Annotated in this window: 23 protein-coding genes and 2 pseudogenes; 3 read left to right on the top strand and 22 right to left on the bottom strand. The window is 40.7% G+C overall.

What is annotated here, in order from left to right; genetic code table 11:
* Positions 1-57: 57 nt before the first annotated feature.
* Positions 58-264 (top strand): annotated as a pseudogene (locus ACKGJN_RS07165) (type II toxin-antitoxin system RelE/ParE family toxin); the annotation flags it as partial.
* A gap of 615 nt (positions 265-879) precedes the next feature.
* Positions 880-1,878, top strand: a complete 999-nt coding sequence (locus tag ACKGJN_RS07170) for an N-acetylneuraminate synthase family protein (RefSeq protein WP_409538773.1) — start codon at positions 880-882, stop codon at positions 1,876-1,878.
* 659 nt (positions 1,879-2,537) lie between these two features.
* Here ACKGJN_RS07170 and ACKGJN_RS07175 read toward each other — a convergent pair.
* From ACKGJN_RS07175 to ACKGJN_RS07275, 21 genes and pseudogenes are all read right to left on the bottom strand, one after another.
* Entirely contained in the window at positions 2,538-2,810 is a 273-nt protein-coding gene (locus ACKGJN_RS07175; protein ID WP_409538774.1) for a type II toxin-antitoxin system YafQ family toxin, read from the bottom strand.
* Entirely contained in the window at positions 2,810-3,034 is a 225-nt protein-coding gene (locus ACKGJN_RS07180) for a hypothetical protein (RefSeq protein WP_409538775.1), read from the bottom strand. The genes ACKGJN_RS07175 and ACKGJN_RS07180 overlap by 1 nt, the downstream gene beginning before the upstream one ends.
* 338 nt (positions 3,035-3,372) lie before the next feature.
* Positions 3,373-4,410: a lipoate--protein ligase gene (locus tag ACKGJN_RS07185; protein WP_409538776.1), complete on the bottom strand. Its 1,038-nt coding sequence runs from the start codon at positions 4,408-4,410 to the stop codon at positions 3,373-3,375.
* Between the two features lie 246 nt (positions 4,411-4,656).
* Positions 4,657-4,802, bottom strand: a pseudogene (locus ACKGJN_RS07190) (oxygen-independent coproporphyrinogen III oxidase); the annotation flags it as partial.
* Positions 4,803-4,860: 58 nt separating this feature from the next.
* On the bottom strand, positions 4,861-6,402 hold the full coding sequence (gene nadB / locus ACKGJN_RS07195; protein ID WP_409538777.1) for an L-aspartate oxidase: 1,542 nt from the start codon (positions 6,400-6,402) through the stop codon (positions 4,861-4,863).
* A 3-nt stretch (positions 6,403-6,405) separates the two neighbouring features.
* Positions 6,406-7,347, bottom strand: coding sequence for a quinolinate synthase NadA (gene nadA, locus ACKGJN_RS07200; protein ID WP_409538778.1), 942 nt, complete (start codon positions 7,345-7,347; stop codon positions 6,406-6,408).
* A gap of 185 nt (positions 7,348-7,532) precedes the next feature.
* A complete protein-coding gene (moaCB, locus tag ACKGJN_RS07205) occupies positions 7,533-8,447 on the bottom strand; it encodes a bifunctional molybdenum cofactor biosynthesis protein MoaC/MoaB (RefSeq protein WP_409538779.1) in 915 nt (304 codons plus the stop codon).
* An 18-nt stretch (positions 8,448-8,465) separates the two neighbouring features.
* On the bottom strand, positions 8,466-8,906 hold the full coding sequence (locus tag ACKGJN_RS07210; protein WP_409538780.1) for a molybdenum cofactor biosynthesis protein MoaE: 441 nt from the start codon (positions 8,904-8,906) through the stop codon (positions 8,466-8,468).
* Positions 8,896-9,996: a ThiF family adenylyltransferase gene (locus tag ACKGJN_RS07215; protein ID WP_409538781.1), complete on the bottom strand. Its 1,101-nt coding sequence runs from the start codon at positions 9,994-9,996 to the stop codon at positions 8,896-8,898. The genes ACKGJN_RS07210 and ACKGJN_RS07215 overlap by 11 nt, the downstream gene beginning before the upstream one ends.
* The gene (locus ACKGJN_RS07220; protein ID WP_409538782.1) at positions 9,993-10,229 is read right to left on the bottom strand and encodes a MoaD/ThiS family protein; all 237 of its coding nucleotides are present in this window, start codon (positions 10,227-10,229) and stop codon (positions 9,993-9,995) included. The genes ACKGJN_RS07215 and ACKGJN_RS07220 overlap by 4 nt, the downstream gene beginning before the upstream one ends.
* Positions 10,211-10,801 (bottom strand): molybdenum cofactor guanylyltransferase, encoded by a 591-nt coding sequence (gene mobA / locus ACKGJN_RS07225; protein WP_409538783.1) that lies wholly within the window; start codon positions 10,799-10,801, stop codon positions 10,211-10,213. The genes ACKGJN_RS07220 and mobA overlap by 19 nt, the downstream gene beginning before the upstream one ends.
* A gap of 162 nt (positions 10,802-10,963) precedes the next feature.
* A complete protein-coding gene (locus ACKGJN_RS07230; protein ID WP_409538784.1) occupies positions 10,964-12,145 on the bottom strand; it encodes a molybdopterin molybdotransferase MoeA in 1,182 nt (393 codons plus the stop codon).
* Positions 12,142-13,122 carry a GTP 3',8-cyclase MoaA gene (moaA, locus tag ACKGJN_RS07235; RefSeq protein ID WP_409538785.1) on the bottom strand — a complete coding sequence of 327 codons (981 nt, stop codon included), beginning with the start codon at positions 13,120-13,122 and terminating at the stop codon, positions 12,142-12,144. The genes ACKGJN_RS07230 and moaA overlap by 4 nt, the downstream gene beginning before the upstream one ends.
* The gene (locus tag ACKGJN_RS07240; protein WP_409538786.1) at positions 13,103-13,387 is read right to left on the bottom strand and encodes a DUF6755 family protein; all 285 of its coding nucleotides are present in this window, start codon (positions 13,385-13,387) and stop codon (positions 13,103-13,105) included. The genes moaA and ACKGJN_RS07240 overlap by 20 nt, the downstream gene beginning before the upstream one ends.
* 2 nt (positions 13,388-13,389) lie before the next feature.
* Complete coding sequence (locus ACKGJN_RS07245; protein ID WP_409538787.1) at positions 13,390-13,902, bottom strand: QcrA and Rieske domain-containing protein; 513 nt, start codon at positions 13,900-13,902, stop codon at positions 13,390-13,392.
* Between the two features lie 16 nt (positions 13,903-13,918).
* Positions 13,919-14,488, bottom strand: coding sequence for a 4Fe-4S dicluster domain-containing protein (locus ACKGJN_RS07250; protein ID WP_409538788.1), 570 nt, complete (start codon positions 14,486-14,488; stop codon positions 13,919-13,921).
* Positions 14,489-14,550: 62 nt separating this feature from the next.
* The gene (locus ACKGJN_RS07255; protein ID WP_409538790.1) at positions 14,551-16,770 is read right to left on the bottom strand and encodes a molybdopterin oxidoreductase family protein; all 2,220 of its coding nucleotides are present in this window, start codon (positions 16,768-16,770) and stop codon (positions 14,551-14,553) included.
* Between the two features lie 20 nt (positions 16,771-16,790).
* Positions 16,791-17,846 carry an MFS transporter gene (locus tag ACKGJN_RS07260; RefSeq protein ID WP_409538791.1) on the bottom strand — a complete coding sequence of 352 codons (1,056 nt, stop codon included), beginning with the start codon at positions 17,844-17,846 and terminating at the stop codon, positions 16,791-16,793.
* Between the two features lie 639 nt (positions 17,847-18,485).
* The gene (locus ACKGJN_RS07265; RefSeq protein WP_409538792.1) at positions 18,486-20,081 is read right to left on the bottom strand and encodes an MFS transporter; all 1,596 of its coding nucleotides are present in this window, start codon (positions 20,079-20,081) and stop codon (positions 18,486-18,488) included.
* Positions 20,082-20,102: 21 nt separating this feature from the next.
* A complete protein-coding gene (locus ACKGJN_RS07270; RefSeq protein ID WP_409538793.1) occupies positions 20,103-21,596 on the bottom strand; it encodes an MFS transporter in 1,494 nt (497 codons plus the stop codon).
* A 139-nt stretch (positions 21,597-21,735) separates the two neighbouring features.
* The gene (locus tag ACKGJN_RS07275; protein WP_409538794.1) at positions 21,736-22,179 is read right to left on the bottom strand and encodes a hypothetical protein; all 444 of its coding nucleotides are present in this window, start codon (positions 22,177-22,179) and stop codon (positions 21,736-21,738) included.
* 418 nt (positions 22,180-22,597) lie between these two features.
* Here ACKGJN_RS07275 and ACKGJN_RS07280 point away from each other — a divergent pair, with 418 nt between their 5' ends.
* Positions 22,598-23,563 (top strand): DUF438 domain-containing protein, encoded by a 966-nt coding sequence (locus ACKGJN_RS07280; RefSeq protein ID WP_409538795.1) that lies wholly within the window; start codon positions 22,598-22,600, stop codon positions 23,561-23,563.
* 384 nt (positions 23,564-23,947) lie between these two features.
* Here the strand turns inward: ACKGJN_RS07280 and ACKGJN_RS07285 are convergent, their stop codons facing one another.
* Positions 23,948-24,577, bottom strand: a complete 630-nt coding sequence (locus tag ACKGJN_RS07285) for a class I SAM-dependent methyltransferase (RefSeq protein WP_409538796.1) — start codon at positions 24,575-24,577, stop codon at positions 23,948-23,950.
* Between the last annotated feature and the right edge of the window lie 62 nt (positions 24,578-24,639).

Below are 24,639 nucleotides of genomic sequence, written 5' to 3' on the forward strand. Positions count from 1 at the left end.
GAACAGGATATAACTGAAGCTGCAAATTAGTACTACACACAAGACACCCATCTTACCAGACGATTTTTAGAGGAAATTGACAAGGCCATGAAATTACTCCAAGATAATCCTGAACAATATCAAAAAAGGTACAATGAAGTTAAGGTTCTTTTTACTAAAAATTTTCCTTTTGGCATTTATTATACAATAGAAAACAATCTTGTTTTTGTTCATGCCGTACTGCATACCAAAAGAGATCCAAAATCAGGAACTGAAAGAACCTAAATCTGTCACTTTTATATGCTCAACCTGGTTAGGAAGATAAAACCTCAGTTTAAACTCCTTTTTCCAATGTATAAAACCTATTTAGAAATCTGACGCAATCATTTCGAAATGAGCCCGTCATTGCGATCCCGATTTTTGGATCGGGAGAAGCAATCTGGCGATTGAGAAATCTCAAGGTCGTTAACTCATCCCCCCCCTTTAAACTCCTGCCCTAAAACATGAGATTTCTCGTCGCTTTATTCTCTTAATTCTGAAAAAATCCTGATTAAACTTAATTTCTCAAGCAACCCGGTTTCATATTAAACACCGCTCGCTCGAAATGACTTCTTAGTTGTTTGCGATTTCAATTTTTGGGCGGCTAACCCCCAAACATGTTACAACCTCCGGCTTTTCTTACAGCATCACTCCTTCACTTCGTCACTCCTTCACTCCGTCACTTCGTCACAGCATCACAACATCATAAGATTCTAACTCGGTGGCTTGACTCCATGGATATAACCTCATTCAACCAAATTTCCTACTTTAGCTCAGAAGAAAAGAAACTCGGTTCTCAGTGGATTTTCGGTCATAACAGAAAACGCTAAACGGCCGAAGGCCAGCAGAAAACAGAAAACTATGTTTATAATAGCAGAAGTAGGACAAGCCCACGAGGGGAGTTTGGGAATTGCTCACTCCTACATAGATGCTCTGGCTAAAACCGGAGTAGATGCCGTGAAATTCCAGGTGCATATTGCAGCGGCTGAAAGCAGTGAATTTGAACCCTTTAGAATAAAATTCTCAACCCAGGATAAAACCCGGTTTGATTACTGGAAACGAATGGAATTCTCCCTGGAACAATGGCAGGAATTAAAAGCGCATTGCGAGGAAGTCGGCTTGGAGTTTATGGCCTCTCCCTTCAGCAATGCAGCGGTAGATCTTCTGGAAAAACTGGAGGTGAAGCGTTATAAAATAGGATCGGGGGAAGTGAGCAACTTTTTGATGCTGGAAAAGATCGCCCAGACCGGGAAACCTATAATCCTTTCTTCCGGAATGAGTTCTTTTGAAGAGCTGGACAAAACGGTAGATTTCCTCAAAAAGAGAAATACGGAGTATTCCATTTTGCAATGCACCACTGCCTACCCTACTCAGCCGCAAAATTACGGCCTGAATGTTATTGAGGAATTGAAGAAAAGATATCAGGTTCCGGTGGGCTATTCAGATCATTCCGCCAAAATTGAAACCTGCATTGCCGCCACTGCCCTGGGAGCAGAAATCCTGGAGTTCCATGCGGTGTTTAGCAGAAAAATGTTCGGCCCCGATACAAGTTCCTCTTTGGAAATTGAGGAAATAAGGCAACTGGTTTCCGCAGTAAAAAATATACATCAGGCACAACAACATCCTACAGATAAAAACGATAATTCCGCTTTTAGCGAACTAAAAAGCATCTTTGAAAAATCCCTTGCAGTAAACAAACCACTCTCTGCCGGCCAGGTACTCAGCTTTGAAGACCTGGAATCCAAAAAACCAAAGGGATATGGTATTTCTGCTGCTAATTTTCAGGAAGTAATTGGTAAAAAGCTGAAGAGAAATCTTGGGAAATGGGATTTTCTAAAGGAAGAGGATTTGGGATTGTAGGTTGTGACGGAGTGATGATGTGACAAGGTAACGTTGTGATGCTGTGACGTTGTGACGTTGTAAACAGACCATAAGGGGTTATGGGTTTTCGGTCGCTCCCCTCCGGGTATGGGTTTCCGATTGAGAAATCCCCCTTGAAACCTCCTACCCACAAACATGAGATTTCTCCTCGCTTTGTTCTTTAAATTCTAATAAAACTTAATCCCTCAAGCAAACCAGTTTCAAATTAAAAACCGCCCGCTCGAAATGACAGCTGAGTTATCATTTTTTGCCAGGCACTGATAAACCGAAAAACTCATTTAGTACCTGACCTTCATTTCTTTTGTCCGCCCAAAAGAAACGAAGCAAAGAAAAAGGCGCCCTTTTTCTAGGAATTTTTTGGCGAAAAAGCCAAAAACCGTGGGATAAAACCCCGCGGAGAACCGATTGAAAAAATCGGCCCTCCTGAATCTCGGGGTTTTCCCCACATATTCTCGGAAAAAGGGTTTTGAAATCAGGTTTCCAGTTAATCGTGATATTTAATTTGAGAAAATGAACGGCTTTTGTATCGGGAAAAGAAATCTGCCGAAAAAACAACATTTTTAAATCAAAGACATCGGGGCAAGCCTCGGCTTAAACCCTCAATGAGGGATTAAATTTCCGGATAGCTCCGGAAATTCTTATTTAAACAGGTCTGAATGAGATCCTACCCTCACTAATTTTATTTCTCCGGGTTCTTCTATTTGTATCCAGATTATAAGTCTATCGGGTTTTATATGGCATTCCCAATTGTTTTTATATTTTCCTTTTAAAAGATGAGGTTTCATAGTATCAGGAATGCCCTTCACGCCTTCGGCTTCCAGAATTTTCAGAACTTTTCGAATCTCCTCCAAATTCCCCTTAAATTTTTTTAGGTCTTTTTTAAATCTCGTAGTTGGAATAAGGAGATACATTAAATGGAATCCAGAAATTTATCAATATCTGTAATAGGCTCTAATTCCTTACTGTTTACTGCTTCTTCCAACGCCGCGATAGTTTCATCATTAAGTTGCTTTTCAACTACCTTAGAGAGGATTAACTCCACATAATTGTTCAGGCTTCTTTTGTTATTTTTTGCCTGTTGCTTTAATTCATCGACCAGTTCCTTTTCCAATCGAAATGCTGTTTGCACTTTCATATGTGTTTTATTTGTTTTTTATTGGTCTCCCGAGCTATCGGGAGTAATTCGCTTATCCCTGCCCGATTGCAGGCGGGTTCATAGGTGTTTGTATTGTGTTTCCGTTATACTTATTTGATATTTAGATTTTTCTAGTTTATTATTGATACCTTCCTCAAAGATAAGCCTTAACAATGTGTTATACAAATGTTATAATGGCCTTCCATATTTTAAAAAGACCTGAGTTTATCACGATAAGGACTGGGATAGTCATTTATTACCTGCAGTTAAACCAAAGGCGGAAGGATCTTGTCTCTTTATCGCACATTACTAATTTATATCCTTAAATTCACATTTCTTTAAACAGATGGTTGACCGGTAATTAATGAAGGTTCAATTTCATCGTTTCCATAGATCAGCTCCAAATAATCAACCTTTGACAGCGCTCCAAAATAATCTTCCATCAGTATTGGTTCTAATAGCTTATTGATTTCCTGTCGGTCATATCTTGCCCCCACCATTAACCTTTCCAGATCCTGAACCGGTTCCTTTCCGAAGAAATCACCATAGATCTTAAAATTGCTGATCTTCCCTTTTTCCACGAAAATCCTTAGGTCAATTTCGCCAATAGAAAAACGTTTGCTGCGCTGAATATTGAATTTGGGGGAATTGCCGTAGTTCCAATCCCAGGTCCCGTATTTCTCATCTTTCAATCGATGAACCGCCTGCCATTCTTCTTTAGAAAGAAGGTATGTTTCAAAATCTTCACGTTCTTTATAAAGCCCCTTCAGAATTAAAGATCTAAAATCTTCTATATCCATTTTTTCTTTGAGGAATTCACTGATGTTAGCCACTCTGCTTCGGATGGATTTGTGGCCCTTGGATTGAATTTTGGTCATTTTCACATTAAGTGCTTTCACCACCTCATCCAAATCACTGTCCAGGAGCAATGTGCCGTGATGTAACATTCTTTTTCCTGTAGAGAATTGGGCGTTCCCGGAAATCTTTTTATCATTTGCCAGCACATCATTTCGTCCTTTTAATTCGGCAGGAACTCCCATCTTTTTGAGAATTTTTATGACTGGCTCGGTAAATTTCGCAAAGTTATTTAAGCTTTTTACATCGTGTTTTGTGATGAAGCTAAAATTCAGATTTCCAAAATCATGATATACCGCTCCCCCGCCAGATATTCTTCGAACTACGTGCAATGCGTTTTCCCCGACATACTCAAAATTGATTTCCTCTAAGGTAATCTGGTTTCGGCCAATGATTATTGAAGGTTCGTTAATGTAAAAGAGTAAATAATCTTTGCCGGGGTTGAAATTTCGCAGCGCATATTCCTCGAGTGCCAAATTAATTCTCGGATCGTTAATTCCTTCGTTGTCTATAAAAACCATTTTTCAAATTTTTTGATTTATTTGCCAAAGATACTATCCTTCAATTGAGACATGTTTTTTGTGCCCATTTGCGATAAATAGCATTATTCCCATAGACTGATCCAGACAAATACCGATTTTATTCTAAAATCCTTACAAAGTAACTGCTAGTAAAAAGGATGAAGAATGATCAGAGTCATATTTAAAGCCTAAAGTTGCTTTGAAGAATAGTTTATACTAAAACATATTGGGGAAATCCTATTATCTAATTTCCACATAACCTACCTCTGCCAGCAAACGTTTTCCGGTCTCATACATGTTGCGTTTTACATCGGCAGTGGGTAGATTCTTTTCATTAAACCGCGTTGGCCGTTTCCTTTTATCCAGGGTACATGGACATAGCTGTGAAAAGCGAATAACGAACCATCAACTCCAATAATATAATCAGGTTAGATAGGAAAATTGTCAAATTCAGAATTTAGGATTACCTGGTTTTATAGCACATTCCTTTTTTTCAAAAAACCTGTTTTCAATTGCCTGTTCAACGATCAAAATAGCCGTTTGGATCATATTCTTTAGCTCAAAAAATTCCGGATCAATTTTGCCGGATAATTTTTTAAGGTTTTCTTCCAGAACCCGCAATTTTAGGATTGCATTTTTCTTTTCGCTTTCTTCGGAAGTATAAAGCAGGTTATAGGTCATGATCTGGTTGAGCTCTTTTTCAAAATTCTTCGGAATTTCTTTGTTCCCGGTTTGTTTGAGCTGATATACTTTTTCCTCCTGAAGTTCCTGAGCAGGGATTGAATCTAATTCTTTCACAACAATACCGGCGGCCTGGTGAGAGAATACAAGGGCTTCCAACAGGGAATTGGAAGCAAGCCTGTTCGCCCCGTGCAAACCTGTATGTGCGCACTCTCCGGAAGCATAAAGATTATTTACGCTGGTCCTGGCGAAATGATCCACCTGAATTCCGCCGCATTGATAATGGGCGGCAGGCACAATAGGGATAAGATCCTTTTCAAAATTAATGCCTTTGGACAAACAATGTTCTACAATAGTTGGAAAATGGCTCCGGAAAGCTTCAGGATCAAGATGCCGGCAATCCAGAAATACCGATTCCTCACCCGAACTTTGAAGTTCATTCATGATCGCTTCAGAAACTATATCCCGCGTTGCCAGTTCCCCTTTAAGATCATATTTAAAAAGGAACCTATTCCCGGTTTGGTCCACCATGTACGCCCCAAAACCTCTAACGGCTTCAGATATCAGGAACAAAGAATGTTTGTTTTTTGTATAAAGTGCGGTGGGATGAAACTGGATGAAATTCATATTTGAAATCCTGGCTCCCGCACGATGTGCCATGGCTACCCCATCAGCCGTTGCTACGGAAGGATTGGTGGTATTTTGAAAGATCCTCCCACTACCCCCGGTAGCCAGAAATGTTATTCCCGAGCTTATGCTTACAAGTTCATCCTTTTGCCTGTCTATCGCCATTACTCCTGTACAGGAAATAGCTGATCTATCTTTTTTCAAAAGCAAATCGGTGACGAAATAATGATCGTGAAAAATAATATTAGAATAAGATCCTGCTTTTTGAAGCAGTTTTGTTTCCATTTCTTTCCCGGTAAGATCGCGGTGATGGACAATGCGTTTTTGCGAATGTCCTCCTTCCAGTCCCAGTTCCAGTTCCCCCAGCTCATTTGCATCAAAGCTGGTCCCCCAGTTAATAAGCTCATTCAACCTATCCGGGGCCTGGGAAATTACCAACTTCACCACATTTGGATCACTCAGCCCTTTTCCGGCTTTCATAGTATCCTCTATATGTTGTTCAAAACTGTCCCTTACTTTATCCAGAACTACTGCGATTCCGCCCTGTGCATGAGCTGTGTTGCATACATCATTATTGCTCTTTGTCAGCACCAGAATAGATGCTTCCGGTTTAGCAGTTGCGACTTTAATAGCAAATGATAAACCGGCAATTCCCGATCCAATAACAAGCACGTCTGTTTTCATAAATTATAATTCCATCATTCGTTTAATAGGCCGATGAGCCTTTTTTATCAGGTTTTCATCGAGAATTATTTCGGGGGTTTCTTTTTCCAGGCAGTCGTATAATTTCTGCATCGTATTCATTTTCATAAACGCACATTCACTGCAGGCACAGGTGTTATCTTCTTTTGCCGGAGCGGGAATTAAAGTTTTATGCGGAACATCCATTTGCATTTGATGCAGGATCCCAGCCTCTGTAGCTACAATAAAAAAATCATAATCACTGGTCTTCACATAATTAAGCATCCCCGATGTGGATCCAATATAGTTGGCTACCTGAAGGATATGACTTTCAGATTCCGGGTGGGCAATGATTTTTGCTTTTGGATATTCTATAGAAAGATCTATAAGTTTATCAAGTGAAAAAGCTTCATGTACGATACAGGCGCCATCCCAAAGCAACATTTCCCTGCCGGTTAAACCAATAAGGTATTTCCCCAGGTTTTTATCGGGGGCAAAAATGATCTTTTTGTCTGCAGGGATAGAATTGATCACCCGCTCTGCATTGGAAGAGGTACAAACAAGATCACTCATCGCTTTAACTTCAGCAGAGCAATTGATATACGTTACCACGACATGGTCAGGGTATTGATCTATAAATTTCTGAAAAGCTTCCGGAGGACAGCTGTCCGCTAAGGAACATCCTGCCTTTAGATCGGGTAAAAGAACCTTTTTGGAAGGATTGAGGATCTTGGCGGTTTCCGCCATAAAATGCACGCCGGCAAAAACAATGATATCAGCAGTGGTTGCAGCGGCTTTCTTCGCCAACTCCAAACTGTCCCCAACGAAATCGGCTACCTCCTGGATTTCCGGTTCCTGGTAATAATGAGCCAGGATAACGGCGTTTTTTTCTTCTTTTAGCTGAAGCACCCGATCTTTCAAGCTAAGTTCCTCTTGTACTATGCTCATTTTCTACTGGATCTGTGATTAATTCTGAAATTCAATAAATATCATATTGTACCGAAAAAAATTCCGGCACCTTGATTTTGAGAACAAAAGTAAAAGTTTAGCTGTCAGTATTATATGATCTTGATCAGGAAAAAGCTATTTTAACCTTAGCAAAGTGAGATTGAGAAAGAATATTTAAAAGTTGATTAATCGTGTTTAAAAGCTGCCAGTACTCTGAAGATGTGCATCACTGCGGGAAACACCGCGTCCATAGATTCCTCTGCCCCTTTTGTAGATCCCGGCAGGGCAAGTACCAGAGTATTTCCTATCAACCCGGAAACGGAGCGTGATAACATGGAATATGGTGTTCTTTGCTGTCCGTAAGCCCTTATGGCTTCTTCTATGCCCGGAACCGGCCTTTCCAGAAGCGGAATTATAGCCTCTGGGGTTACATCCCTGGGAGAGAGGCCTGTTCCGCCTGTAAGGATTATAAGGCTCACCCCGGCGTTACATTTCTTTTTCACCAGCTCCTGAATTCGTTCCTTTTCATCAGGGATAATAACATAATCTTCAACAGCTACCTGGTGTGCCTCCAGTTTTTCAATGATCACCTTCCCTGCCCGGTCTTCTTTTTCCCCGGCCGAAATGGAATCTGAACACACAATAACAGTGGCAGAAATGTGATTCTCTTCCACCACCTTGCGGTAATCTGTCTTCCCTCCCTTTTTTTCCAGGAGTTTAATATTTTCAATACTTATGCCTTTGTCAATGGGCTTTAGCATATCATACATGGTGATAGCCACCACAGAGGCAGCGTGCATGGCTTCCACCTCAACTCCTGTTTTGTAGATAGTATGAACCTCAACGCTTACAAAGATTTCCAGGCCTTCTATGCGGAATTTTATTTCGGTAAATTCAATGGGTAAGGGATGACAATCGGGGATCATATCACTGGTGCGCTTAGCAGCGAAAAGGCCTGCGGTTTTGGCCATTTCAAAAACGTCTCCCTTCGGGACTTTTTTCCCTTCCACCGCTTTTATAGTTTCGGGACTGCTTACCCGCACCACCGCCTGTGCTATTGCTTTACGAAGCGTATTACTTTTATGAGTGATATTTACCATTTTAGTCTAATCTGTATTTTAAGTGTTCACCTTCCAGCTTTCGCCATTGCTTTCTAAAAGCTCCTTACCCCAAACCGGCAGCTCTTGTTTAATTCTTTCTACAAGTTCTTCACAGGCATCTATTGCCATTTTTCTATGCCTGGAAGAGGTGAATACAAACAGGCATATTTCTCCCGTTTTCACCGCTCCCAGGCTATGGTAAATATGCATACAGCTAAGCTCATATTTTTCAAAAACAGCCTCCCGTATTTCAAAAGCCTTTTGCAGGGCCATTTCTTCATAAGCCGTGTATTCTATGGCGGTGACAGTACTACCCTGTTTCTCATCTGCACGCACCTGCCCCAGGAAAATTGAATGTGCGCCAATATTGGTTTTGGTGCTGTGATTTTGAATGGATTGGGCAATCTTCTCACTTGAAATTGGCCCCTGTACAAATATATTCTTTGGTTTACGTTCCATGGTTTTCAGTTTTTAACGGAGAGGAAGGATGCAAGATCCCGCCCTCAACAGAAAATATTTTCTTTTCCGGAAATTTTTGCTTGAGCTGCTCTGCCAGCTTCAGGCTGCGCTGTCCAGATTTACAGAACAATAACACATGTTCTACCTGCTCCAGGTGCCCGGGATTCTCAGCTAATTTATCCATTGGTATTTTTTTAATACCCTTTAAACCAAAGCCAGGCTCCTCATTAAGCTCCCGAATATCAATAAGCATCGAACTTTCCAAATTCCGGAACCAATCTAATGCTTTTTCCCAGCTTATATTTTCAGCCAGGCCGCAAGTTAGGTTATAATTGGTTTTTCTGAAAGTTTCTTCATTTTCAGGGATATTTTTTCCCGATACAGGATTTGGCTTCACCTCCACCTCATAAAAGCTGCAGCTTTTCAAATTGTAAAACAGGATCTTGTTTGTGAGGCTCTTTCCAAGACCGGAGATCAGTTTTATAGTTTCTGCGGCCTGCAGGGTTCCAATAATCCCCGGCAGTACGCCAAGTACTCCGGTTTCACTGCAATTCGGGATTTCATTGTCCCGGGGCGGCACAGGATAAATATCCCTGTAGTTAATTGGAGCCTCCCCGTAATTAAATACAGCCACCTGACCTTCGTACTGGTAAATTGCCCCCATAATTAAAGGTTTCTTCAGTAGCACACAGGCATCATTGATCATGTACCGGGTTCCAAAATTATCTGACCCGTCCAGTACCAAATCGTAATGTTTTATAATTTCAAATGCATTTTCAGTGGTAAGATAATTTGGAAAAATATCGAACTGAATATCCGGATATTTCTGTTTTAAACCATTGGCTGCAGTTTCCGCTTTTGGTTTCCCTATATCATTCTGGCCGAAAAGGGTTTGCCGGTTAAGGTTGGATTCGCTTACGCTGTCCCCATCTGCAATGCCTATAGTTCCCACCCCGGCTGCCGCGAGGTGCAGTAAAGCCGGGCATCCCAGCCCTCCGGCCCCAACCACAAGAACCCTGGCCTGTGAAAGTTTTTCCTGCCCTTCCCGGCCAAAGCCGGGTAGTATATGTTGTCTTTCAAATCTGCTCATCCTCCTGAAAATGGTGGCAACAAAGCTATTTCCTCGTTGCCGTTCAAATGGTGTTTATGCTGAATAAGCTGCTTATCTACCGCAAGTGAAAACTTCAAATTTTTAAGCTCAGGAAATTCTTCTTTCAGTTTATTCACCAGTTTTTCGGAATCCTCATAATACGGAAAATCAAATTCTGAAGCAGGCAGTTTTTCTGCCAGTATCCCGAATGCTTTTATTTTAAATTGTTCCATTGCTTTTCTGTCATTTTAAGTTCCTCTTCATTGTTCACATTCCTGAATATGCCCGGGTTTTCGCGCACGATGGAAGGTACTAAAGTATGCTTGTTTTCTAAAATTAAATCGGTCATTTTTAACCTGCCGTTTGTTATTCTTCTTTCAATCTCCTGCTTTAGAGAAAGCGGATATAAGGCAAATAGCGGATTCACCCTCCCTTCCTCCGTAGGGGCTATGATTAGGTTAATTTCTGCCTTATCTAATAGTTGTTTTATAGCTTCAGAAGTAACCAAAGGCATGTCACAACTCATCAACAAAACGGCCTTAGAATTTGTGTATGAAAAAGCTGTGAAGAGGCCTCCCATTGGTCCTTTTTCCTCAACTAAATCGGCAACAACCGGATGCCCAAATTTCTCATATCCCTCATTATTCGCAATAATTTTAACCGAAATTCCTGTTTCAGCAAGCGCTTTCAGCACATAAGAAATCATTGGCTGGCCGTTAAAAAGAACGAGTCCTTTATCCTTTCCCATCCTGCTGCTTTTACCACCAGCAAGCACATAAGCCTCTATTTCAACTTCGGATTTCATGATAATTTAAATTTAATTCCGGCATTACCAGCAGGTGGAATAAAGATCCAAAGACACCTGTCATAAGCAATATCAAAACCTACGATCCTGCAGAGGCATAGAAAAAAGCTGCCACAGGCAGGAGGAGAAGTGGATATAAAATTAATTTTGTTGGCGTCGCTCTTAAAGGTCATAAACATTTACCAAAGTTCCTTCTTCTATAAGATCTTTTTCCTCCTCCAGCTCCACCAGGCAATTGGCAGTGCTAAACGCCTGCAAGTTAAAGGACTGCTGGCCTCCCAGGATGCTTATCTTTTCACCCTCTCTTCTGGCTTTTAAAAAGAATGTAAAGCCGGGCTTTTTCTTTTGTTCAAGCGGAAGGGGAAGAATTTTATTCGGTTTCCAAACATTCTCAAGTCCCTGCATATATTGTAGACAGGGTTTAACATACATATTAAAACAACTTAAAACCGAAGCAGGATTTCCCGGCAGTGCAAATATAAATTTCTCGCCCTTTTTGCCTGCAAACATGGGTTTTCCGGGCCGTTGTTTAATCTTATAGAACAGCTCATTTACTCCGGCATTTTCAAGGCATTCTTTTACAAAATCATAATCACCTACAGAAATTCCGCCGCTTAGAATAACCACATTCCGGGTTTCCAGGGCTTCGTTTATAATTTGCTGAAGCTTCTCTTTATCATCTGAAGCTTTATAACCTGAAATCACCCTGATCCCCGCTTTTTTGAGCAGAGCAGTTAGCATTGGCCCATTGGAATTATAGATCTCTCCCTCTATAAGCTTAGTGCCTACTTCCTTTAATTCATCTCCTGTAATAATATATCCTACTGTGGGAGGGGCATATATTTCTACCTCAACAATTCCCACAGAGGCCAGCAACCCTATAACTCCAGGTGTAATAACGGTTCCTTTGGCAAGAATTAACTCCCCCTCTCTGCACTGGGAGCCTTTTAAACGTACATTGCTGCCGGGCTTAATTTGATCCAGATCGTAATAAATCTTCCCCAAATGTTCATCCCGTTGAATCAGTTCCTGTGGAATAACAGTATTGGTACCCTCCGGCATTTTAGCCCCGGTGAAAATACGGGCAGCAGTGCCTGCCACAACTTTCTGCCGTGAGGTATCTCCGGCCTGAATTATTTCTCCCAAATCCCACTCCTTCCTGCTGCCATCATATTCCATGGTATATCCATCCATAGCTGAATTATCAAAAGAAGGGACATCAATGGGGGAGTATATATCTTTTGCAAGGTGAAGATCAAGACTTTCTTCCAGGGAAATAATTTTCACGCCTGCTCTTTCAGTATTTTCTGAAAGTATTTTCCTTGCCTGGGTTACTGAGATCATCCTCCTATTTTGATCATACTGCGATTCTTAAGCTTTGAAGCTTCAGCACCGGTGTAAGACTGAGCAAACTGCCCACCCATGACTTTAAACTTCCGAAGAACCGATGTTCTTATAAGGGGTTCAATATCTTCTCCTTTTCTAAGTGTTCCCAGAAGGTCCATTTCCTCGCTTCCGAAGAGACAGTTTTTCATCTTCCCGTCTGCAGTAATCCTCATCCTGTTACAATCACCGCAAAAATGCTGGGTCATAGTAGTGATAAAAGCAAATGTGCCTTCGTGGCCAATAGCCTTATACTTTTTTGCGGTAGCGTGTGGTTCATCTTTAAGTTTTACCATATCATACTCCTGCTCAACCCAATTCAGCATTTGTTCAGCGGTCACCACTTTCTTACTGTCCCAGTGATTTCCTTCAAAAGGCATGAATTCTATAATGCGTACGTGCAATGGGAGATCTTTGGTAATAGCTACAAAGTCCAGTATTTCCTTTTCTATCACTCCTTCAATACCAACTACATTGATCTTCACCCTGAACCCCTCATTAAGCATAAGCAGGATGTTATCCCAAACTCTCTGGAATTGATCTCTTTTGGTGATCTTTTTAAAAGTTTCGGCATTCAGGGTATCAAGACTTATGTTGAGCGAGCGCACCCCTGCTGTCTTTAGATTTTCTATATATTTATGGGCAAGAACGGCATTGGTAGTAAGGCTTAATTCCACGGGTAGTTTCGATATCCTGGACAGGATCTCAGGAAATTCCTTTCGCACCATAGGCTCCCCTCCCGTTAATCTGATTTTATTCACCCCAAGGTCTACAAATTTCCTGGCGATATGCTCAATTTCATCAACCTGCATAAGATGCTTATTGGGCAAACACTGTATATTCTCATCGGGCATACAGTACTGGCACCTAAAATTGCAGCTATCGGTGAGCGAAATTCTTAAGTAATCGTGGATCCTTTTATGGTTGTCTATTAACATTCACTCTGGGTCTTTTGTCTTGTTTCTTCTTCAATGGTTCCGGCAAATAACGCAACACCCAAAAGGAGGCTATGGCCATTATAGTGGAACCAATAAAAGTAGTGAATGCAAAGTACAAATTTCCTTCAAGTGCATTGTTTAAAGCACCAAATAAAAACCAAATTTGTATACTCACAAAAAGGATTTGTAACACGATTATCACAGTCATGATACTATTGGTCTTATTGGGATGTGCCTGGTTTTGGGATGTTCTAAAATCACTCATCTTTATGTATTTTGATCCTCAGTTTGTTCTCTTACATAGATTTTTCCATCCCTCAACACTACATCAAGTTGGGGCAACGGTCTTGGAGGCGGACCCTGTAATACCGCTCCGGTATCTGCACTAAACCAACCGTTGTGACAGGGGCATTGAATTTGGTTGACTTCCTTCTCATATCTTACCGCACAGGTAAGGTGGGTACACTTTTGTTCAAAAGCCCGCCACTCATTCTCCTCCAAATGAATAAGAATATACGGGATATGTTTATCTCCATGGATCTCAAACTGAAACATCTCCCCTATGGCAACTTCGTTTGCATTTACCACAAAATGTTCACCTTCCATTTTTTCTGCAGGAAAGGCGACTGCCTTTATAACAATAAAGCCATTGCTTAGGGCAAAGGCCCCAGACAGTAAGCCCAGGAATTTTGCAAATTCCCTTCGGCTAACGTGTGTTCCACGCTTTGATTCAATTGGAAAATCACTTTTCCAGCTGGGTTCTCTTTCAGAATCTTCCATTGACATAGTATTTTAATTATGGGATAATTAACTGATTTGTGCCTTTAGGCATCATAATATTCACCTTAGTATTCACTTCCTGCTGGCCAAAAAGAAAAGAGTTTACCGGTTCACTGTCTGGTCGCATTTTTTCAATTTCTGCTCTAGTTCCGTAAAACAAGGCCTGACTGGGACATACAGTAGCGCACATTGGTTTTTTACCTACGCTGGTCCTGTCATAACACAAATTGCATTTCATCATCAATTCTGCCTCTTCCATTTTCTTTGGAACACCAAATGGGCAAGCCAGCACACAATTTGAACAACCTATACATCTTGAGGTGTTGGCAGAATGCACCACTCCAAACTCATCCTGATGTATGGCATCTGCCGGACAAACATTTGCACAGGTAGGATCTTCACAGTGCATGCACACCTGTACGGTAGTTTGCGGACTTGTCTTCCTGTCCACATAATTCACGTGAATCATACTTTCCTGCCCATTCGTTTCGCATTCAGCGCAGGCCATCACACAGGCCTGACAACCAATACAGCGTTGCATGTCTACGAAAAAAGCCATTTCCTGATCATAATTGGTTTCCGGCATAATTGTTTTTTTTTGTTGATTTAGCTATTGATTCTTTTTCTACTTTCTGTCTGATTCGTATTTTATGATGAACTTTGATATGCAGTGTCAGTAAGGTGCTGTGATCCTTTTTTACCCGTTTTTTCCAACTGGCAGGCACAAACCTTATATTCCGGGATTTTGGAGACAGGATCCAGGTTATCTATAGTCAATTGATTGGCAGAATGTTTTCCTCCCCAATGGTATGGTATAAAAACCGTATCCTCGCGAATAGTCTCAACCACATGGGCCGGGAATTCTGCTACTCCCCTTCTGGTTTTAACCCTAATTAGATCGTGGTCTTCTATACCGTACTGGAATGCCAGTTTTGGATGAATTTCCAATAGTGGTTCAGGATATTGATCTACTAGCTTACCAATCCTTCGGGTTGATGTACCGCTTAAATATTGGGACACCACCCTTCCCGTAGTTAATACCACAGGATATTCTTTATTCGGCATTTCTGAAGCAGGGCGATATTTCACAGGGTTAAAATGTGCTTTTTTATCTGGTGTTTCAAATTTTTTATCTTCCCACAATCTTGGGGTTCCGGGATGGTCAAGGGTTTTACAGGGCCAGAAAATCCCCATATTATCAACGATTTTTTGATAGGTAATCCCGTAATAATCTGCCGTTCCTCCTTTGGAAGCCACCCTTAATTCGTTAAAAATATCCTCACTGGTAGGATAATCAAACTTATCTTTTTCACCAAGACGGGCTGCCAATTCCATGATAATCTCCCCATCCCTTCTTGTGTTTTCCGGAGGTGTAATTGCCTCATTGATTTTCACCACCCTGCCTTCAGCCGTCGTTACTGTTCCTTCCTCCTCCTCATGAAGTGACCCGGCCATAACAATATCTGCGTGCCGTGCAGTTTCACTTAAGAAAGTATCTATACATATATAATATTCAAGTTTTTCAAGAGCTTCCCGCACAAAATTATTGTTGGGAAGGGAAACCAGCGGATTAAAACATATAGAGATCATTCCCTTGATCTCGCCACGGTGAATTGCCTCAATTTGTTCATACGCAGTTAAACCTTTTCCCGGCATATCCTTTTCATCAATGCCCCAAACCTCTGAGATATATTTACGATGTTCAGGATTTGTAATGTCCCGGTTTCCCGGTAATTGATCACATTTATGCCCGTGCTCCCGGCCTCCCTGGCCGTTACCCTGCCCTGTAATAGTTCCGTAGCCGCAGTATGGCTTTCCTATCCTTCCCGAGGCCAGCACGATATTAATACAGCTTAAAACATTATCAACTCCTTTGGTATGGTGTTCAATTCCACGCGCATGCAGCAAAAAGCTGGTATTTGCTTTCCCCCACATTTCTGCCGCCTGGTAGATCAATTCTTTTGAAATTCCTGAATGCTCCTCAGCCCAATCAAGGTCATAGTCTTTTACGGCATCAATAGTTTCCTGAAATCCCGAGGTATAATTATCAATAAAGTCGTGATCAAGCCAGTCATTATCTACCATGATCTTCAGGATTGCACCAAAAAGCGCAGAATCACCACCCGGTCTTACAGGCAAATGAAGATCTGCAGTTCGTGCCAATGGGATCATTCTTGGATCAACCACAATTAATTTAGCACCGTTATCCCTGGCCTGCCAGATATAATGCGTGAGAGTAGGAAAGGTTTCACTAATATTGGCTCCTGCTACAAGAATAACTTCTGCATGTTTAAGATCTGCCCAGCTGTTGGAAGATCTGTCCAATCCAAAGGCCTTTTTATTGCCTCCCCCCGCGCTCACCATACAAAGCCTGCCGTTATAGTCCAAATTGGCAGTTTTAAGCGCCACCCGGGCAAACTTCCCTATCATATAACTTTTCTCATTGGTGAGGGACACGCCAGAGAGCATTGCGAAAGCATCTTTCCCGTATTTCTCCTGTATCCTTTTAATTTCATTCACGGTCCTGCTCATGGCATGCTCCCAGCTTACAGGCTTGAAGCCTTTACCTTCCACCCGCTCAATAGGATCCATTAACCTGTCTGGATGATTGTTCTGCATATACCGCATTACCCCTTTTGGGCATAGGCGCCCCTCGTTGAAAGGAAATTCTTCCCAGGGTTCAAAACCGGCAATTTGATTGTCCTTTACTTTTAATTTGATTCCGCATTGCATACCGCAATAGCAGCAGTGGGTTTTCACCAGCTTGTCCGGTTCCTTGTTTCCTTGAAAACCTACCTTTGGAGCATAGGCCTTATGAGGACCGTATTTCTCTATTATTTTGTCTACTGAAACGGGAAGTTTTGCCATTTTCTTTTTCTTTTTCTGTTTTAACCGAATAGCTTTCCGGCTTCATTTCTTGCTTTCAAATGAGCCATGGCCAAAGCTGAACGTTTCCCCTCCGGGCTAAGTTCCATATGATTTGATCCATCCTGCTTATCATAATTAAAACCAAGTTCTTTAGATACATTCTTAAGGTCTTCTAAATGTGTTTGGGTTGCAAACTCTTCCCCGGTGTGTGGGCAGGTTGCCATACCTCTTCGTTTCCCTTCAGTTTTATAAAGGTTTGCACCTAATTGAGCTAGCCGCTGGAAGATGTGAAAAAACTTTCCGAAGGGCAGCCATACCAGGAATAGTATCACCGTTATTGCATGGGTTACTGCCATAAATTGATAGGTCTTTCCTTCCAGGAAAGTATAATCATAGGTTATCCCAAGGCCGGTAACAGAAATTGCAATTAACAGGATCAATGGCAACCAATCATTTTCAAAACTTTGAGTGGCTATTAATCCTCCATCTGTAAATCTTCGTTTCATCATCATTATAGCCCCAATAGTCACCAGAACCGAACACCATACCAAACCGTGAAAAGCAATGAAGGCGACCGGGGAGCCCAGGCTAAAAGATCCGGCTTCAAATCCAAACAACAAAGCATAATATGTAACATCATCACCTGGTTTAAGAACAAAATGAATCCAGCCAAAGGTTAAGGGAACTGTGATGGCGAAAGCTATTAAACAACCCGTTGCCAGTAAAAAGTGACCTATCCATCGGGTCCTGCTTCTATAGGCAATGAATCTTTGGAATAAAATATTCCTGAAAAATAATTTTATTGAACGCCAGAGGTAGGGAAAAAAGTACCTGCTGAATAGAAATTGCATACTCCTGCGCCAGTAAAGTTTTGTAGGCGGCCGTTGTATCCATACCGAATACCTGTAAGCAATCCCAAAAACAGCAAACACAGTTCCAATAAGGTATGCGATGAGTGCAGGGTCAAAATTTTGTAAATTCCTGGAACCAATAAGCACTAAAATTATCGCAAGTACAGCCGCGATAATCGCCTTGATTAAGGCCAGCCGATTTAAAGTTTGGAAGAGTCTGTACATAATTACTTGATCTTTAATCAGTTCGAAAAACGAGGAATTCTAAATATCATAACCGTCCAGTTAAAATAGACTGAGCGACATTTGGCTATAATCAGGTTCTTTGACATTATTGTAATCTATAGTTATAAATAGCTTATTTGTAGGGGTTTTCTATTGATGAGATGCCCAAGACCTATAATATTTCGTAGGTGGAGGCTAAACATAATCAATTCGAATCGTCACGTGCCTTTGGGGCTTGGAAAGTATAGATTATCAGTAATTTAAAAGAACATTTAAAAAAATTAATGAACACTAAGGTCTAAATATAAGTATTTACTGAGTTTTATTAAAGTTTATTTTTATCTAAACCTTTCAATATAAAAGAAGTCTGAACAATAGCCTTTAAAACTCATTTAGTACAACACCTATCGACTGGTACAACCCCTATAAACACGCTCTGGTTACTGTATTTTTCCGGAGACAAAAATGATCAATGCCAAATTGGGAAAATATGATCTTAGTCAGGTTTGTAACTTTATAGTATATTTAGAATTGTTATAAATAAAAATCAGAATTAGATACCCTCCACTCTACAATAAAAACAAGAACCTCTTAGAAAACAGCGGAAGTGGTTTTCGTATTCAATAAGAAAAGCCAGTGTTAACATTCAATACCAGAATTAGGCCTGTCATAATACCACCAGTTAAGCCCCAGGCAAATAATGTAATAAATTCCAAAGCCATATAATGCAAATTCCGGAGTACCCATTTGAATTTGGTCACCAAATACCTGCGGAATTATGAATGCTCCATAGGCTGCAATTGCCGAGGTCCAGCCCAAAACCGGCCCGGCTTTCTCTTTGCTGAAGATATAAGGTATACTTCTAAAGGTAGAGCCATTCCCGATTCCTGTTGTAACAAACAATACCATAAAACAGGCAAAGAATGGCCACCAGTAAATTTCGGGACTTGCACTTTCCCTGGCCTGCACCACAAAATAAGCTACTGCTATGGTTGCCAAAACCGTAACTATTGTACTATAGGTGGTAACCCGGGAGCCGCTGTTTACTTTATCACTTAGCCAACCTCCTATGGGTCTAACCAATGCCCCCAACATAGGACCTATGAATACCCAGGTAAGAAAATCTGGCGCGTTGGGATTTACATATTGTGGATTTGACGGATCTGAATAAACAAAAATATCCTGGCAAAGTTTTGGGAATGCCGCAGAAAATCCTATAAAGGAACCAAAGGTCATGGTATAGATGATCGTCATGATCCAGTTATGCTTATCTGAAAGTATAGAAAACTGCTTGTTGAGGCTCTGCTTAATATCACCCGGGCTTAGATATTTCATTAGGAGAATGGTAAGTATTACCACCACAGGCAATACTATCCACATATTTACCTCAAGTCCTACCAGCAAATAGGATCCAACAGCTGCAGTAACAAGCCCTATACCCACCATAAAGAGAGTTTTGGTTATACCCTGAAATGTAGTGGGGAGTTTAGGAGTTCCCGTTATAACATTGTTCATTCCAAAAAAAGCCGCTATAGCTGCAAATACTATAGGGATCCATATCCACCCCGCATTTTGCAGACCTGCAAGGGGTTGATCTTCTATTATTTCACCCCCGCTGCCTACTGCTGAGAAAAGAAAGATCCCTATAGCAAACGGAATCATCTTTTGCATAATTCCTACCCCAAGATTTCCTATCCCCGCGTTGAGGCCAAGGGAAGTTCCCTGCATTCTCTTAGGAAAAAAGTAACTGATGTTGCTCATAGAAGACGCGAAATTTCCTCCTCCAAACCCAGACAACAGGGCCAGGATAGCAAATGTAAAATATGGAGTACTTTGATCGGCCAGGGCAAAACCAACACCAAAGGCAGGTATAAGCAATAGAACAGTAGTAGTAAAAACAACATTCCGGCCTCCTCCCAGGGCAATAAGAAAAGAATTGGGAATTCTAAGGGTGGCACCAGCAAGCCCGGCAATAGCCGGTAATGTATAATACAAGTTGTTGATTATTGCCAGCTGATTATTGACCATTTCTTCAGACATATCCGGAGTGATCATTCCAAAATGGAAATTGAATTCTTTCATTTTGGTGGTAATAATGCTCCACATCATCCACACGGCAAAGGAAAGTAACAGGGCAGGAATTGAAAGCCACAAATTTCTGTAAGCTATCTTTTTACCTTTTTGCTCCCAAAATACAGGATCTTCCACATTCCATTCTTCCAGGTTGGTCTTCATAATATCAGGGTTTAATCAATTTTATATTTCTTGTTTCGATTCAATTTGGCGCATTAGTTTTGGCTGTTCCCTGTGCATCATTTTTTGAATAGTTCTATGCATCCACCACAGGCAAATACCAGATATTACCAGGGTAAACATCCACGCACTGGTCCACAGCCCCGAGCCATCCAGTAAATATCCAAAAAGGATTGGGCATACAAAACCTCCCAGTCCACCTATGACTCCCACCATGCCCCCAACTACCCCAACTTCATCTGGAAAATACTCCGGAATATGTTTGTAGACCGCAGCTTTACCAATTCCCCAAATACTACCCAGAATCACAACCAGGAAGGTAAACACCCATACATTGGCCTGAAAAAAGATCTTTGTCTCTCCGCTGGCCAGTAATTCTTTCTTCTCCACCCTTTGGCCCTCCTGCACTACGACTTCCTGCCAGGTTTCTTTTTTGGGAAATACAAACTCCCCTTCAAGGGTATTATAATCTGTTCCATCCCTGGGGATTACATCGTATTCAATTCCTGCTGCAACGATTTTGGTTTCACTCACTTCTGTAACCTCTCCGGCCTGTTTAGCCATGATACCGTTTCCGGGGGAGTAGATTTCCATTTTTGGAAAGATCAATAAAAAGCTAATTGCTACAGAAGTTCCCAAAACCCAATACATTACCTTACGCGCACCCCATTTATCTGACATCCAACCACCAAGAGCCCTTATTACCCCGGAAGGAAAACTAAAGGCTGCTGCCAGTAAACCAGCAGTTACCAAAGGGAGATAATATACGTTAACATAGTAAGGAACCAGCCATTGTGAGAAAGCCACAAAACAACCGAATACCAGAAAGTAATAAAGACCAAAGCGCCACACTCTCATACTTTTAAGAGGCTGCATTAATTTCTTAAGGGTACGCTGTGTTGCCGGTTTCTTATTTGTTGCGAAGACAACAAAAATGATCGCCATGATTACCAGGGCAGCAGAATAGATAACAGGAAGTATTCTCCAGTTTTCAATATCTGCCCCGTTATTAGTAAGATTTATTAATAATGTAGGTGCCACAAGCGTTGTAATGGCAGCTCCGGCATTCCCTGCACCAAAAATACCCAGTGCCCGGCCCTGCCAGTCTTTCTCATACCAAACAGAGGTATAGGCAATCCCAACCGCAAACCCTGCACCAGTAAGGCCATACCCAAAACTACATAAAGCAAAACCAAGGAAAGAATCTACATATTGCAACATGAACATAGGAATGGCACTTACCAGCAGTAATCCTCCAAACATCCATTTGCCTCCATATTTATCTGTCATTATCCCCAGAGGCAATCTGAATATAGACCCGGTAAGAACCGGGATTCCCAAAAGCCATCCAATTTGAACTGAACTCCAGTCGTAAACCCCGTTATCTACAAGAAAGGTTACCGTAACCCCATTGAACATCCAAACTGCAAAACAAATGGTAAATGCAAGGGTATTCAGGAAAAGCATTTTATGAGCGGCAAAGGACGGTGAGTTCATATTTTGAAAATTCTTGTTAAAGTTATACTTTATATTTCTATTTTAAAAAATTCAGATTAACAAATCAATTGATATGGCCGGGGCGAAAACACAAAATTACTTATGTCCAGTTCTCAACAAATTTAACATTATCCACATTTCAAATAATTTTTAATCCATCAGAAAACAAAACCTGAGAATAGCCGCATTGAAAGGATAGCGCATCATTAATGCTAAAGGCCGGTACCGTCCATTTATTGATAAGGCTTGACTCAAAATAAACTTCGTTCCCAGATAAGAAATTATTCCTAAATTTAAGCTGGGAAGCACTACCCAAAATACGAATATCCCGCGCACTAAAATGAAATTTCATGCCCTTGTAATTATATGCTGCATTGATATGCCCGCTTTGCCCAATGCAAAAAGCGGCGTGATGATCTTCTGCGATTAATTTGCCGTATCCATTGCGTTCGTCCTGCTGCATCAACTGACCATTAAGGTCAAAAGAATTTTGGGCTACAATAAAAAGAGGGGAAAAAAATAACAGCCATATCAAAAGCCTCATCAACTTACGAAGGAAATTGTATAAAGGAATTTTCGACATTGAAATCAAAGTTTTAGTAAAACGCCAATGGGGTTGTAAAAAAATTACTGCTGCAAAATTCAGGGGTAAGTTTGAACATGGAAATGATGAATATCAGTATTTGGTTTATTTAAATTGAATTTATAAACGAAAACTGACACCTGTAATGCCCTGGACCTATACTGCTGGATGAGCGGAATATTATCTTCCTCATAATTGTGATACAGATTGAAAATAGGATCAATCAAAAAATCAAATTTAGAAAACCACGCAAAAGCTAAATATCGGCAAAATAATAAAATCTGGATTGCCTGCAATTATAACATTTTCTATCAAAAATAACTGTTGAAGTTTTTTAAATGAAACCCTATTATGTGATCCCGATCATATAATTTATTGATTCAGAAATCTTTCTTTGCAAAAATCAAAGATTATTAAAATGAATGAAACAATTGATCCTTCCACCCTTCCTGAAGGACATCCGGTAAGCATATATTTTCAGGAAAAAACAATAATTACTTCACTCCTAGAGGAATTAAAAGCTACAGATCCCAAAGCTGAATACCAGAAATTCTACAATGTTTTCAATCAGCTGCAATCTGTTGAAAGACGTTTTGAGCGAAAGGAAAATCAACTATTCCCTTTTTTGGAAAAAAGGGGTTGGAATGGTCCGTCTCAGGGTATGTGGTCCTTTCACGATACTTTAAGAGAGCAATTTAGAATGTTGCGAAAGAAAATAGAAGCAAGGGAATTTGAAGAAGTTGAACAGGATATGCACTATCTCATCAGTGGCATTTTTCGATTATTACTAGCTGAAGAAACTACCCTGTTTCCAAACGCTCTAAAAATACTTACAGAAGAAGACTGGATAAAAGTACGTGCGGGGGAAGAGGAAATAGGCTGGATGCTACCGCAGAATCCACCGGCGTTTCCCAAAGAGGAATATATCCATCCCAGTCAGGATTTTACCAAGAGAGAACTTTCCTTTTCCCTTGAGAATACGGCTCACTATGATGAAGGTTATATGACTGTGGAACAGGTGAATTTGCTTCTCAAAACCATGCCGTTGGACATCACGTATGTAGATGAAAATGACAAAGTGATATTTTACAATCGCGGAGAGGAACGGGTATTCCCCAGAAGTGCAGGTATCATTGGCCGGGAAGTAAAATTCTGCCATCCTCCAAAAAGTGTTGGTACGGTATTAAAGATCCTGGAGGAATTTAGAAAAGGAAACAAAAGTGAATCATCATTCTGGATTAATTTTAAAGGGCGCCTTATTTACATCAGGTATTTTGCCGTCCGGGATGATCAAAAAAATTATAAAGGGGTAATTGAAATGTCCCAGGATATTACTGATATCAAAAACATAGAAGGCGAAAAACGGCTACTGGATTGGGATTAATTCCCTGAAATTGAACTGGAGCTGAAAAAGCTGAACCTGATCAACGCCAATTCTGCCATTGCCGAGGGCAGGATCTTATAGCAGAGATCTCAAACGGTTACCGGGACTGGTAAACCACAAAAAATGGGTATCAGCATCTTATAGGAAAACTTAATATCACCGATTTTAATCTCAGCCCATTCAAAAACTTTTGGGTTGATTATAATCAAAGATGACATTGAAATTAATTTTAACCTGACTGTAAGAAATAGTGATAAGAAAAATTCTTGGGCGATAACAGGAGCTATACAAAGGTGATCCATTTAAATTGGAATTTTATCTTTGTTGGCATTATAAAGATTTAAAGGAAAAAACCTGGAAAGACAGATACGTGCATCGGTTTGATCAGGTTTTTTTCGATTTTTGGAAACTGCAAAAAACAAAATTCTGAACTGTACCTAGTGGGGTTTTGTGATCTGTTGTAATACATTTAATTTTCTCCAAAATCGGCTCGACCAATTCAGTCAGAGTCGTTTCCGAATATTGTTTGATCTTTATTCCGCTACATTTTTCAGGTCCTTCTTCAGAAAATGTTCCGATGACTAAAATACCGTTCAGGGTAAGATTTTGTTTAACTGTCTCCATATAACTTTTGATTTCCTGTTCTTCTGTTAAAAAATGAAAAGCTGCACGATCATGCCAGAAATCATATTTTTCATCAGGTTTGAATTTTGCCGCGTCGGCTAATATCCATTTCACGTTCCCGGCCCGGCCACCAAGCCGTTGCTTTGCTCTTTCAATTGCTGCCTCTGAAACATCAAGGACCGTAATATCTTCATAGCCCAGATCGAGTAAATGATCTACTAAAAAACTATCACCACCGCCAACGTCAATTATTTTGGCTGTTGGAGGCACCTTAAATTCTTTGAAAAAATTAAGGGAAGTTTCAGGTGTAGATTGAAACCAGCTAACATCTTTAAATTCTTTGGTGTGGTAAATATCCTCCCAATGCTTTTTGCGGTTGAATTTTTCCATTTTTAAATTGGTTATTTTCATTTTCTGTAATGACAGTAATTTTTATTCTTATCCATTCGGGT

It is taken from the genome of Gillisia xinjiangensis, assembly GCF_046298265.1.
Taxonomy (GTDB): Bacteria; Bacteroidota; Bacteroidia; order Flavobacteriales; family Flavobacteriaceae; genus Gillisia; species Gillisia xinjiangensis.